Annotated in this window: 16 protein-coding genes; 4 read left to right on the plus strand and 12 right to left on the minus strand. The window is 40.6% G+C overall.

All coding sequences use genetic code 11. The features are described from left to right. The first annotated feature begins 133 nt into the window (after window positions 1-133). Genes ACTNCH_RS03430 through ACTNCH_RS03445 form a run of 4 tightly spaced genes read left to right on the plus strand, consistent with a single transcriptional unit; the run spans window position 134 to window position 2,825 of the window. Window positions 134-880 (plus strand): energy-coupling factor ABC transporter permease, encoded by a 747-nt coding sequence (locus tag ACTNCH_RS03430; protein ID WP_441014748.1) that lies wholly within the window; start codon window positions 134-136, stop codon window positions 878-880. Then, a complete protein-coding gene (locus ACTNCH_RS03435; RefSeq protein WP_441014746.1) occupies window positions 881-1,180 on the plus strand; it encodes an energy-coupling factor ABC transporter substrate-binding protein in 300 nt (99 codons plus the stop codon). Further along, window positions 1,177-1,953 (plus strand): cobalt ECF transporter T component CbiQ, encoded by a 777-nt coding sequence (cbiQ, locus tag ACTNCH_RS03440; protein WP_441014744.1) that lies wholly within the window; start codon window positions 1,177-1,179, stop codon window positions 1,951-1,953. The genes ACTNCH_RS03435 and cbiQ overlap by 4 nt, the downstream gene beginning before the upstream one ends. 32 nt (window positions 1,954-1,985) lie before the next feature. Further along, window positions 1,986-2,825 carry an energy-coupling factor ABC transporter ATP-binding protein gene (locus tag ACTNCH_RS03445; protein WP_440320802.1) on the plus strand — a complete coding sequence of 280 codons (840 nt, stop codon included), beginning with the start codon at window positions 1,986-1,988 and terminating at the stop codon, window positions 2,823-2,825. Window positions 2,826-3,036: 211 nt separating this feature from the next. On the opposite strand, the gene ACTNCH_RS03450 is transcribed toward ACTNCH_RS03445, so the two are convergent. The 12 genes from ACTNCH_RS03450 to ACTNCH_RS03505 all read right to left on the minus strand — a co-directional run bounded on the left by ACTNCH_RS03450 (window position 3,037) and on the right by ACTNCH_RS03505 (window position 12,457). Then, complete coding sequence (locus ACTNCH_RS03450; RefSeq protein ID WP_441014742.1) at window positions 3,037-3,444, minus strand: HEPN domain-containing protein; 408 nt, start codon at window positions 3,442-3,444, stop codon at window positions 3,037-3,039. Then, on the minus strand, window positions 3,441-3,773 hold the full coding sequence (locus ACTNCH_RS03455) for a nucleotidyltransferase domain-containing protein (RefSeq protein WP_441014741.1): 333 nt from the start codon (window positions 3,771-3,773) through the stop codon (window positions 3,441-3,443). The genes ACTNCH_RS03450 and ACTNCH_RS03455 overlap by 4 nt, the downstream gene beginning before the upstream one ends. Before the next feature lie 42 nt (window positions 3,774-3,815). Further along, window positions 3,816-4,199: a nucleotidyltransferase domain-containing protein gene (locus tag ACTNCH_RS03460; protein WP_441014740.1), complete on the minus strand. Its 384-nt coding sequence runs from the start codon at window positions 4,197-4,199 to the stop codon at window positions 3,816-3,818. Next, window positions 4,180-4,353 carry a hypothetical protein gene (locus ACTNCH_RS03465; RefSeq protein WP_441014739.1) on the minus strand — a complete coding sequence of 58 codons (174 nt, stop codon included), beginning with the start codon at window positions 4,351-4,353 and terminating at the stop codon, window positions 4,180-4,182. Before ACTNCH_RS03465 ends, ACTNCH_RS03460 begins: the two co-directional genes overlap by 20 nt. A 107-nt stretch (window positions 4,354-4,460) precedes the next feature. Then, the gene (locus ACTNCH_RS03470; RefSeq protein ID WP_441014738.1) at window positions 4,461-4,802 is read right to left on the minus strand and encodes a nucleotidyltransferase domain-containing protein; all 342 of its coding nucleotides are present in this window, start codon (window positions 4,800-4,802) and stop codon (window positions 4,461-4,463) included. A gap of 120 nt (window positions 4,803-4,922) precedes the next feature. Next, window positions 4,923-5,699: a hypothetical protein gene (locus tag ACTNCH_RS03475; protein ID WP_441014737.1), complete on the minus strand. Its 777-nt coding sequence runs from the start codon at window positions 5,697-5,699 to the stop codon at window positions 4,923-4,925. A gap of 50 nt (window positions 5,700-5,749) precedes the next feature. Beyond that, window positions 5,750-7,999 (minus strand): AAA family ATPase, encoded by a 2,250-nt coding sequence (locus ACTNCH_RS03480; protein ID WP_441014736.1) that lies wholly within the window; start codon window positions 7,997-7,999, stop codon window positions 5,750-5,752. A 146-nt stretch (window positions 8,000-8,145) separates the two neighbouring features. Continuing rightward, entirely contained in the window at window positions 8,146-8,322 is a 177-nt protein-coding gene (locus ACTNCH_RS03485) for a hypothetical protein (RefSeq protein ID WP_441014735.1), read from the minus strand. Between the two features lie 49 nt (window positions 8,323-8,371). Beyond that, window positions 8,372-9,736 (minus strand): AAA family ATPase, encoded by a 1,365-nt coding sequence (locus ACTNCH_RS03490; RefSeq protein ID WP_441014734.1) that lies wholly within the window; start codon window positions 9,734-9,736, stop codon window positions 8,372-8,374. Between the two features lie 164 nt (window positions 9,737-9,900). After that, on the minus strand, window positions 9,901-10,800 hold the full coding sequence (locus tag ACTNCH_RS03495; RefSeq protein WP_441014733.1) for a DUF5688 family protein: 900 nt from the start codon (window positions 10,798-10,800) through the stop codon (window positions 9,901-9,903). Between the two features lie 11 nt (window positions 10,801-10,811). Continuing rightward, entirely contained in the window at window positions 10,812-11,504 is a 693-nt protein-coding gene (locus ACTNCH_RS03500) for a hypothetical protein (RefSeq protein WP_441014732.1), read from the minus strand. A 20-nt stretch (window positions 11,505-11,524) separates the two neighbouring features. Further along, complete coding sequence (locus ACTNCH_RS03505; protein ID WP_441014731.1) at window positions 11,525-12,457, minus strand: DUF932 domain-containing protein; 933 nt, start codon at window positions 12,455-12,457, stop codon at window positions 11,525-11,527. Window positions 12,458-12,501 lie beyond the last annotated feature (44 nt).

A 12,501-nucleotide genomic window follows, 5' to 3' on the forward strand; every position in this document is an offset into this window, starting at 1 on the left:
CGCGAAAACACAAGCGCTTCCTCTGTCCCTATACCCCTACCCCTATGGCTTATTGACAAAAATTATCAGTAAGATATACTGGAACAACAGCGTTTCAAAGACATTATTTTATGCTAAAGGAGAACTTTGTGTTATGAAGAAAAGTACCAAACGCTACATTGCCGCTTCCGCAGCCTTCATTCTGGCCTTCGGAATCGCGCCCAGCGCAAATGCCATGCACATCATGGAGGGCTACCTTCCCGCAGGCTTCTGTGTAGCCTGGGGCGTTGTCTGTCTGCCGTTCCTTCTGGCAGGCTTCCGTTCCATCCAGAAGACCTTAAAGGCTGACCGGAAGGCTCTTCCACTGCTTGCCATGGCAGGCGCCTTTGTATTTGTCATCTCATCTCTGAAGATTCCGTCCGTAACCGGAAGCTGCTCCCATATGACCGGAACCGGTCTGGGCGCTCTGCTCTTCGGACCCTCTGCTGTCAGCATCTTAGGTATTATCGTACTGTTATTCCAGGCGATTCTGCTGGCTCACGGCGGACTGACCACTCTGGGCGCCAACACCTTTTCCATGGCTGTTGCCGGCCCCTTCGTGTCCTTCGGTATCTATAAGCTCTGTCAGAAGATAAAGCTGAACAAGAATGTAAGCGTATTCCTGGCTGCAGCCCTGGGTGACCTGTTTACCTACTGTGTAACCGCTTTCCAGCTGGCGATTGCCCATCACGCAGATACTACCATTGGTACCGCCTGCCTGAAATTCCTTGCGGTCTTCGCTCCTACCCAGATTCCGCTGGCAGTCATCGAGGGAATCCTGACCGTTCTCATCATTTCCGCCCTGGAATCCTATGCAAAGCCGGAGCTTCGCGCCATCGGATTTTTAAAGGAGGACAAGTAAATGAAAAAGAGTACCGTAATCGCACTGATCCTTGCAGTCATCCTGATTGCCTTTATTCCGCTGTTCGCGCTGAAGGACGCCGAGTTCGGCGGCTCCGACGACGCCGGAAGCACGGTTGTTGAGGAAGTGGATTCCTCCTATGAGCCCTGGACTGAGCCCATTCTGGAGCGTCTCATCGGCGGCGAGCTGCCCGGAGAAGTAGAAAGCATGCTGTTCTGTGTCCAGACCGGTATCGGCGTAGGCATTCTGGCCTTCTGCATGGGCCGTTTTGTAGAACGTAAGAAATGGGAAAATAAATGATCGTCATTGATAAGCTTTGCTATAATTCCCGGCTGCGCTACGTAAATGCCGGAGAAAAATTTATCTTTGCAGTGCTCACGCTTCTGGCGTGCGTCATCAGCCGCTCCATTGCCGTGGCCTGCATTGTGCTGGCTGTTACAGGGATTCTCACCGTAAAAAAGGGTGGAATCCCTTTTTCCCGTTATCTCCACTTCATGACCGTACCGTTGGTTTTCCTGTTTTTCAGCACTCTGGCCATTGTCCTGAATTTTTCCCGGACGCCCCTTGATCTTTTTGCCTGGAAAATCGGCTCTGTCTGGCTGACCGGAAGCAGGGCTTCCCTCCACTATGCCATACAGCTTATCCTGACTGCCCTGGCCAGCGTATCCTGCCTGTATTTTCTTTCTTTCAATACGCCCATGCCGGATATCTTAAATGTACTGCGGGTTATGCGCTGTCCGCGCATTATCCTTGAGCTGATGCTTCTGATTTACCGTTATATCTTTGTATTGTTGGAGATTGCGTCCAACCTGCGCACCTCCCAGAATTCCCGCCTGGGCAATAAGGATTACCGGACCTCCCTGAAATCCTTCGGCGCCCTGGCCTCGGCTCTCTTTATCCGTGCAATCAAGAAATCCAACGCCCTCTACGACGCCATGGAATCCCGCTGCTACGACGGCACGATCCGGGTGCTCAATGAGACCTATCCGCCCGCAGGAAAGGAAATTACAGCCATTGTGCTTTTCGAGCTGGCCCTTTACGCTTTTTTGCTGGCAGAAAAATTCTGCTTCTAAGCCTTCCATATTAGGAAAGGAATTTCGATACCATGAACGATATTATTTTGAAAGCGGAGAATCTGTACTTCTCCTATGATGATGAAAAAACACATTCCCTGAACGGTCTTTCCCTGGAAATCGGCCGCGGGAAAAAGATTGCCTTTATGGGAGCCAACGGCTCTGGAAAGTCCACCTTTTTTCTCTGCTGCAACGGCATTCACCGTCCCTCTAAGGGAATGCTTTATCTGAACGGCGAACCCTATGACTATTCCCGGCAGGGGCTTTTAAAGCTCCGCCAGAAGGTAGGCATCGTCTTCCAGGATCCGGACAACCAGCTCTTCTCCGCCAGCGTTTATCAGGAAATTTCCTTTGGTATTCTGAACCTGGGCGTTTCCGAAGAACAGGCAAAGGACGAGGTAGAGCGTGTCATCGATTACCTGGAAATCACGCCCTTCCGCCACAAGCCGACCCACGCCTTAAGCGGCGGCCAGAAGAAGCAGGTATCCATCGCCGATATCCTGGTTATGCACCCGGATATCATCATTCTGGACGAGCCTGCAGCGGCCCTGGATCCCAAGCATACCGCCATGGTGAACCACATCGTAGACGAGCTGACCGCCCAGGGTATCACGGTACTGATGTCAACCCACGACGTCAACTATGCCTTCGCCTGGGCCGATGAAATCTTTTTATTCAAGGATGGAAGGGTTCTGAAATCCGGGACGCCGGAGGAGGTCTTTACCGACACCTCTGCCCTTAAGGAGACCAACCTCACCCAGCCTGCCGTGCTGGAGCTGTTCGACAGTCTCTGCGCAAAAGGAATTTTAAAGAAAGAATGGAAAATCCCCAGGAACTTAAAGGAACTGGAAGCCTATATCAGCGCACTGTAAACAGTGCGCTGTCATTTGGCTATATACAACAAAAAAGGAACCTCACAAGAGATTCCTTTTACCAGGGCTACAAGGATTCGAACCTTGAAATGACGGAGTCAGAGTCCGTTGTTCGAGGACCTATCAGCCGTGGATTTTCAATGGTTCGTTTTTTCGGGATAGGGAAATTGACCTATGGATTGACCTATCGAGGTAAAATAACTTTCAGCAGTTATTTTTTCAACACTTCTTTATGCATTAAAAACATTTTTACCGCCTTGTTAATATAGGCGGCTGATTCGATCTGCTGGTGCGCTTCCTCAGCAGATGCTATATAAAAATCATCATAATCGCTTGCTTCCCTCTTTTTCTGCAGCTTAGCAAGCTTCCGTCCACATTCTTTTTCAAATATTTCCGTTGCCACATAATGCTGATTAAAATATGCCACCACATCTTTATGACGCTTAAAATCCACATCCGAAATTGCCAAAACCGCTTTCACCGCATAGAATGCGGAGTAATAGGCTCTGTTAATAGCGTCTTTATAAAACTTCATATTTTCACACAACTGCGCACTCTGTAGTGTTTCCTCTGCCTGTGAAAATCTGTAAACACTTAAATCTCTTTGCTTATCTGTCATGCCACCCGTACTCCCTCTCTTTTAATATTCCGGTAAAACGGCAAGGTATCAGACCAATAATCGAATATTTCCTGATTTTTAATGATCGGAGAAAGGCATTTACCATATTCCAATTCCAAATCAAATGCATAATCTATAACCTGATCTTCGTACTTCTTAATCTCCGTTTCAGAAAGATTGACCAATATCAGAATATCAATATCAGAATTCTCATTATAATCGCCTCTTGCATAAGAGCCAAATACAATCATGCTATTTACGCTGCTTCCCAAACAGCTCTTTACATCTGTTACAAATTGCTCAATAACATTCTTTGTTTCATCTGACAAAACAGCTTCCTCCTTTCCCTTTATCATCCAATTAGCTTATTACTAAATTTGAAAATCAAGTCTATCCGCCCTAAAATAAGGCACTGCATATATCTTTCCTTCTGCTTCAATGTTTTTAAAATAAGGATACCATTCTTTTTTCTCTTCAAATTCCCCATATGGAATACAGATAAAATTTACCACCGCAAAATACTCCATTGCAAATTCTGTTGCAATAGCTGCAAGTCCATCATTATATTTCTGTGACTCTATTCGATTACTCTTTGTAAGAAGGGCTATATCCACATCGGAATCCTCTGTATAATCGCCTCTGGCACAGGAACCATACAGTATTACTTCCACGAGATCGTCTTTCATAAGCTCTTTTACCGCTTCTGTGGTTTCCCACATAATATTATCAATTATTTCAGCAGTTAATTTTCGCATCTTCCTTTTCTTTTTTCATCCTTCCCCGTATATACTCCATCACCTCAGCATGAGAATATACTCTCTCTTGTTCCAAATCATCTATTCCTTTATCCAAATTTAAAAGCAGAACTTTTTCTTGTTCTTTATATCTCTCTTTTTCTGCTGATTCCACCAATACCGCCTCTTCCAATGAGCCTAAAATTAAATTCAATAATAGTATATCATCTTTTTATCCTTTACGCACTTATTTCTGAAAATTGGGGCATAAAGTTTTCCCTTTTATGTCGCATGGAATAACTTTACTCCCTCTTTCATTACATTCGCATAAAATGGATATGTATCCATCCACTTTTCAAAATGAACTTTACTTTTTGCTATAGGCTTAATATCTATATCGTATTTCAAATTAAAATCGTAGGTTACACTGGACAGTTCATGCCGAAACTGCTTAATCTCCATGTCATCCAAATCAAGCAGAATCATAATATCTACATCTGAATCTGTGGTGTAATCACCTCTGGCATAGGAGCCATATAAGATAACTGACTTCAAAAGATTTCCGTATATTTTTTCAATCTCTTTTGTGTACTGCTTTAACAGTATCTCCATTTCTGCAGACATACTATCACTTATCCTTCTGCTTCAATTTTGTGGAAATAAGCATCCAATACTTTTTTCCACACATTCTTCATATGAACTGGAATCAATCAGTATTTCCCTATATGAAGTTCACATTTTTCTTTAAATCAACTCTGAAAATAAACGAGTCATTAAAATTTGAGCATGGTATCCTCCGTTACTCCCTACGCCTTTAACTAATATGTAATCTTTTTTTAATATATCAAACAAATTTGTCATCTCAAAACATGAGTGTTTTTCAAAGTTCATAAGATTATATATGAATTTGTTATCGGATAACTCATATACAACTCCCTCTTCAAACTCTATTTTTCCAGTCTCAATATCCTTCATTCCCATGAGGTCACTACTAAAATCCCTTTTGACAAAATATATTCTCCACCTTCCAGAATATTCTGTCGCCGATTCATTCTTAAGAAAATCAAGGAAATCAAAATTTTCATTCTTTGCTTCTGGAATCGAAATAAACTTACCAAAGATTGATTTTATTATATAAAGTTTTGTATTTTTACTAAAACCTCTTATAGCTTTTGCTTCACCATCAAGTGAAAAAAACTTTAAATATGCCTCATCGTATTTCCCTAAAAAAGTATTGCACTTTCTACAAAGTGTCCTTGCAGTGCGACCACATGGGTATAATGATTCTGCTAATTCGTTGTCAAATATTTCGCCCGAAATCCGTTCAATACTTTCACCATTAGAAAGTTTATTTATTATTCTTTCTCGCATTTCTTCAGATTGTAAAGAGTCAAGCATTTTGGTAATATTAAGTGCAACAATATCTTCATTACCAACACTCCGAGCAGGATAGTGTTCTTCACTCATTTCTTTGTCATTAAAAAATTCTCCACACAATTTACACTTCAATTTTTTTTCCATAGAATGTTTATTTCCTTTTATGAACGCTGATTTACGTAATAACAAATCCGCTATCTATTTTCAAAATTCCTAATTTCTATTAATTTTGCTTCAATTTCGGCTATTTCTTTTCGGAGTGCTGATTTTGTAATATCAATTGCTGGTTGAAATATATTCATATTACCCTCAAAGTGATTAAACTCATTAAGAAGGGTTTTCCTGCTTGTAAAAAATACTCTAAACTCTCTCATTCGTTCGTAGTTTAGGTCTGTTTTTTGGCACCTGAATGCTTGCTGAATTATTTGATTTAACATTGTCATGTCGTTTGGGTGAAGATTGAAAATATCCACTAATTCTTTTTCAACTTTCATGCGGAGATGATAGTATACAAGTGTCTGCTCAAGTGTGTCTGCAAGTAACGGGAAACGCACTCTATCAAGCATATCCAAATTATTACAATCTATTCCAAGAACATCAGTTACGCCAATAATTTCTGAACCCTCAAACACATTTCCAAAAAGTTTATTATAGATTGGAATTATATCCAAACTTTCGGTGCCATATCCATGCATAATACCCGATAACTTTCCATAGTAATCTTCTGGATCTAAGCAGATATGAGCATATCCACGAATGAATGGAATCATAGCCATAAGAAATTGCCTTCTATTGTGAAGTGATTCTATCAATTCGTTATTATTATTCTGGAAAAATGCTATCAAATAATGAAGATTAATTAGCAATTTCTTTTCTCGTTCAGACACGGGAATAAATCCGTTTTCTCCGTCATGTACATTGTTCAAAATATAAAGATTAAAACAATTATTAAGTTGAACATCTAATAAACGGATTAAATCTGTATTATGTGTAAGAATAATCTGTTTCTTATTCTCCAAGAACTTAATAATGCAGAAAGCAATTTTATTCTTATATACAGAATCAAAACTGGAAATAGGGTCATCCATGACAATATAGTCCTTGTTGGAATGTCTTGCCAGAAGTAGCTCAAATGCTAACGAAATAAAATTCTGTTCGCCTGTGCTAAGTTCCATTTCTTTGCGTTCTGTACCGAGTAAATCTTTATCTCCTATTTTTAATTTGTAGTTTCTATCGTTGTCTTCATCTCTAACAATCGTAATATTTTTTCCAATATTTTCATTTATAACATTCTCGATAAATAAAAGTTCTTCTGAGTCGAGTTGTGGCTGCGTCTCGGCTAATTGAGCATATTCATCAAAATCATTAAATAAACTCGTACCATCAAAGCAGTGAAATAGCTCGTCTATCATTTCGTTGCCTATACTGTTGACATATGCTGTTAATTCCCGTTGTAATTCTATTAGGTATGTAGAATCTTGACCTGCAATAAATGCACCAACGATTTTTTTGATATCAAAAGGATCTGAACCAATTAGAGAACTATCACGCACGATTTTATCAAGAATATCTTTTGTTTTTTTATCGAGATTATCGTAGATATATTTTCTGTTTCCTTTTTTCCTTTCAAGAAGTGCATCACCATTAAAAGAAGGATTATCACAAACTATACAGCTATCAAGAGAATGGTATTTATTCAATATTTCAATCGCATCATCATGTCGCTCAACTAAAATGACATTTGCATCAGTTATGACCTCATCCGGGTTAATAGAAAGAATTTTTTCTATGATTTTTGCCTTTGATAAATCTGTAACAACAAATAACTTTTTTTCATCATTTAGTTCCGGTATGGTCGGTCTATTTTCATTATTACGAATAAATGTAACAAATGATGTTCTATCAATATCTTTTCCATGTTGTTTTGAATTTACAATACTGCGAATATAGGGATAAGCTGCCTGATGAATTTGGTCTGTTAAGGATTGCATCTGAATTAAAAGATAATCCTTAACTTTTGACACGTTAAATTCTTTTTTATATTTTGAAGCAAGATTCTCAAAAGCACTTTTAAATAATGAATTGATTTGATCCCTCAATTCATATTCTCTGCGAATTTGTGCTCCAATTAAGTAATCAGTGGTTTCTCCACGAATAACATTTCTATTAAGTTGATCCTGTATCACATGGAAAGATTTTGTTTCTGGTGTGATTATGTTTCCATGTTCGTCAGTAGCATAAAAAGAGCTTTTTTCTTCAGACACCTCCATGGAAAGTAGGTTAGCAAAACTGGTTTTTCCTGTCCCATTCGGAGCGTAAACAACTGCGATGCCTCCAGCCGTTTGCATTCGTTTAAATTCTATTGTTCCATTCTGTTCTGAAAGGTACATGAAATCATCCTCAAATATACCGGAATTTTTAAGTGATGAAAAAATAATTTTCATTGAATCCCTCCCAAATCGTGTTATGTATTCTTTATTTACAAATTTCGATTATCTAACTAATTAATATTTACAATATATAATTCTTTCATGCCCATTTCAAGGCATAACTATCCTTATTCAGCAGATATACAATTCCGAAAAGGAACTTATAAAATAAAGAGCTTCCTTTCAACCTCTGTCAGTTCCATGACCTTTTTCCTATTACTTCTTGCATATTTCATCATGCCTCTTAAATCCAATTTTATCCGAGGGCACTGACTGAGCAAAATCGGTTCTGATGTTCTTGCCAGACTTTCTCTATATCTCTTCATCTGTCCATTCATAATCATACATCTCCCTGCTTCTCCAATCGTTTGTTATTCTCTTTCCTTTTTACTGAATCCCAAATATAAGCCTATCTGCCAGACAAAGCGGCACTGTAAATATCTTCCCATCATCGACTCTGTCTTTTACTTCATCCTTCAAAAGATACAAATAGTCGACCTTCTTATCTTCCACCAGCTTCCTTGCAGTTTTTGCTTCTGCATCTGTACCCTTCACTTTAATACCGTAATCCTTATAATCCAGTAGACTTCTTACATAAAAATCCAGGTCTCCATGAATTTTCTCAAAAGCCGCAAACCAAGGTACGATTCCTGCAATCTCAAAGATATTTTCAATTCTGCGTCTTAGAGCGAGATATACAAAATTCTCTGCCAGAAGTCCCTTAACCGTTTCATAAGGCGCACCTGTCCTGCTTAGGAAGTAATAAGCGATTCCCATATCCAAGAAATAATAACGACTGTTATCTTTTATCTGCTTATAATCACAGTCTACAGCTTTCGAAGCATATCCGAGCATGTGTGATTCCTGCAGCCAGCTTATGGCATGATTCACCATCTTTTTCGTCATGCGTCCACTTTCTTCCTGATAAGCAATTTTGCTCAATTCAGAAGTCAGGTCGCGCACCCCCTGTTTCTCCTGTATCATCAGCAAAGCAATCGCATGAAAAAGCTTCTGGAACAGATTCACGTCTGCAATATCCGTTAAATATCTTTTGGACTCATTTTCAAAAACCTCCATGAGTCCTTTTATAATGCCGAAGCACTTATCCAGATCTTTTTCCTCTGCATAAGACACGACTACTACCGGATATCCACCGATTTTCTGATAGACCTCATAATAAGACATCAGCTTTTCATAATCTTCGGATTTTCCTTTTCCATAAAGGTCGATGGCTTCATAAAGCTTACGTTCTCCAAAAGCGTCCAGGAATTCATCAAAGGTCAGCACTTCCATTTTCATAGAATCAACGTCGCCCACAGGGAAGAAAAAATCCGACTGTGATATTTTCCCCGGATAACTTTCTGCCACAATCACATAAGCCTGAAATTCCCGTGCAAATGTACGAATCTGGTTGTAAACCTGTGCAGATTCCTGAATCTCATCTATAATAATGACTGTCTCTTTATCATCTGTAAATGTCTGGTCGTATAGTTTCAATGCTTCCTGCAGTGGATGCTCCAGATATGGCTCACCCGGTTTCCAATCTGTTGCAGTTTCTAAACATTTTAAAAAAATATCTCCAGACCATTCTGCCATGTTAATATAAATCATCTTCTGGAAATTTTCTTTTCCAAACTTCTTTAGAATATAGGTCTTGCCAACCTGCCTGGCCCCCTTAAGTTCCAGAACCCTGCCTGTATTTTCTTCTTTCCATCTAAGCAGCTTTTGGTATATATTCCGTTTCAATTCCATAACTTATATTTTCCTATCTGCTCTCATCTCCCGGATTTTCTTTTATTTTATCATATTTTTTCCATGACAACTATGTTCGTCTGTATTTATTTCAGAAATAAAAGCAATCCATAAGCCCAGCCTGCCGGAATCCATTTTCCAGCAGGCTATTCTCAATCAACGTGTTATTTACAGCTTCTTATTTCTCCTGTCTCTCCGTCATAATAATAGGCATGGTCCTGAAACTGTTCCTCGTCTGCCACTTCATCATTTGCGCTTTGCGCCATTTCATTCATGCTTTCCATATCCAGTTCCTCTGAATCCAGAATCAAAATGACTTCATGGACTGTACTGGGAAGAATATAGATGGATTTTCCACCGGATATTTTTCTAAGATACTCCTGATTGAGTATCATAGACACTCCATAATACTGGACGGAATTACTTAAAATATAGACCTTTTCTTCCTGCATTGTTTCCACCAATGGCGGTTCCATTCCAAGAAGTGTTGCTTTCAGTACACTCTCCAAATCAACCAGCCTTGCTTCCTCTTTTTTCAGATTATTCAGAGCTGTCTGATGTAATTCTTCCAGCGAAATATCCCACATTTCAAATAAGGTCTCTGTAACCCGTACCGCAATGGGGTATTTATCCTCGCCTACTCTAAGCCGAATCATATATACAACAGATAAATCCAGCATCGGTCTGGAAACCAGTGATTCCAACAGCAGCCAGTTTGCTTTTGTGGAAAGCAGAACCGGATACACCATTTCTTTTATATTTTCCCATTCTACCGTTGTTTCTTTGAAACCATAAGATTCCAGTATTTCTTTCTCTTCCAGGCAGTTTTTAACGATTGTCTCCACACATGCGGTAAATTCTGCTTCACTCATGTAAGGTCTGTAACGATTGCGTAACGTAACAACAGAGGCGACACCTGCCGCCCCTGCTAATGGCTGAATACTTATTACTTCCTGAACCAGTCCATTATTTTTTATGACTGTCTTTACCGTAACATCGTATTGTCCTTTCAACCGTTTCTTTACTTCCTGCTTTAATCGTTCTACAAATTCATTGTACTTCATATATCCTCCTGTCAGGCTGCCGCCTTGCTTCTGGACTTTCCAAGCCCATTCATCAGTGCTTCATACGTTTCAACTGTCATCTGGGTAATTGCCTGCAGCCTGTATTTCGAAAGAACCGTATTCATACCGATACCCGTTCTTTCCAGTTCTTTCTCCAGACTTTGAATTTGTAATTCATTTACCCGGATTTCTTCTTTTCCCATGGAAAATACAGTTATTCCTCTCTGATTCACAATTACTAAAGATGATATTTCCCTGTTCTGGTTATAGGAAATCTCCTTGACCACAAACTTATCACAAACAACATAGCGTCCCTCTCTTTTCTGAATATCAGTTCTCTGTGCCGGAATCCAGATAAAGGGAGCCGTATAAAGCTCCCTTCCAAGTCCCCAGTTAAAGCAGGCTCTTTTAAAGCTGTCCGAAGCCTGTCCTTTCTCTTTTTCTGAATAGCTGGTTGTTCCTACGTCCTGCTTGGCTATCCACTGCTGTTTACTTTCATCCCAGATTTCCACTGTGCAATACAGATTCCCGTCAATGCTCTGATGTGTCCGCCTCCAGCCAAACGGAGTAAAGGTCTCGTCCAGAATCTTCTGATCCACTCTGGCATCCTTGAAAAGGAGAAGGCTTAATCCCTTTTCTCCGATACTTCCTACCCGGCACTCAATTTCAGATGCCTGTAACAATCTTATTTTAACCTGTTCCATTTCTCTCCTTCCCGATGCCCTTATGCAGCAAGCACCATCTGATATGCCCGGTCAATCAGAGGATTTCCCTCTACTGTCCGGCTGAATAGATTTTCCTTGTAATTCTGTGTTTTCCGCAACGGTTCTGCATGGGTTGCAAAATCTGAAACTGCATTAATGAAGCGGTATGCGTTTCTTCCCAGATTCTTCAAATCCGGCGCACCAAAATACCTTAGCTTCATGTCATCCCGCAGTCGCTGTACATTCTTGTTCTGCTGGGGAGTAAAATCTTCCTCCTTTGGAAGAAGCAGGTCAATAAACTCCAGAACCTGCCTATCAGATACTTCCTTTGCCCGGAGAGCTTCAAACTCTGCTCCAAGATGATCCATATACTCCTGAGCCATAAAAAGCGTTTCCCTGGCTTCTGCCAATTTCCCCTGAATATCACCAGTGTGAATCATCGACCAGGAACGTTTTGCCGTATCCAGTGCCAGATTCAACGTGTTATTGCAGACCACACGAATCGGCGTCACCGCTACACGGACAGCCCCGGAACCGTCATGAGTATTGGTAAATACCAGATACGGGCTGATGCGCTCGCCTGCGATAATGTACTCATGGGGCATATGGGCCAGCAGCCAGATTCTTTTCCCCTCCTGTAGACTTCCGGCTGTCTCATAACGGACGCCCTCTCCCAGAAGCTCATCCGTAAAAGCAAAGGCTTCCTCATTCTGGATAACCTTATACCTGTCCGTAACAACTCCAAGTGTCTTTCTGTCGCTGTCTCTGATATTAGCCTTGTAGCCAGGAATCACTTCGTTTTCCCCAGTATAAATTGGCTCCTGAATAACCCTCCAGTCCAATCCCGCCAGACCAAGCGCCTCCTTGGATGACGGCGCTTCCAATACTCTGGTTCCCAAACCGTGCCACGGGGTTTCTCTCACATAAAACATACTTTCAACGTTTGCTGCCATAACTCATTCCTCCTAATCTTTTTTCCCATTGTCTTTTGTCAATT

Source organism: Candidatus Merdisoma sp. HCP28S3_D10, assembly GCF_052065835.1.
In the GTDB taxonomy this organism is placed as follows: Bacteria; Bacillota; Clostridia; order Lachnospirales; family Lachnospiraceae; genus Laedolimicola.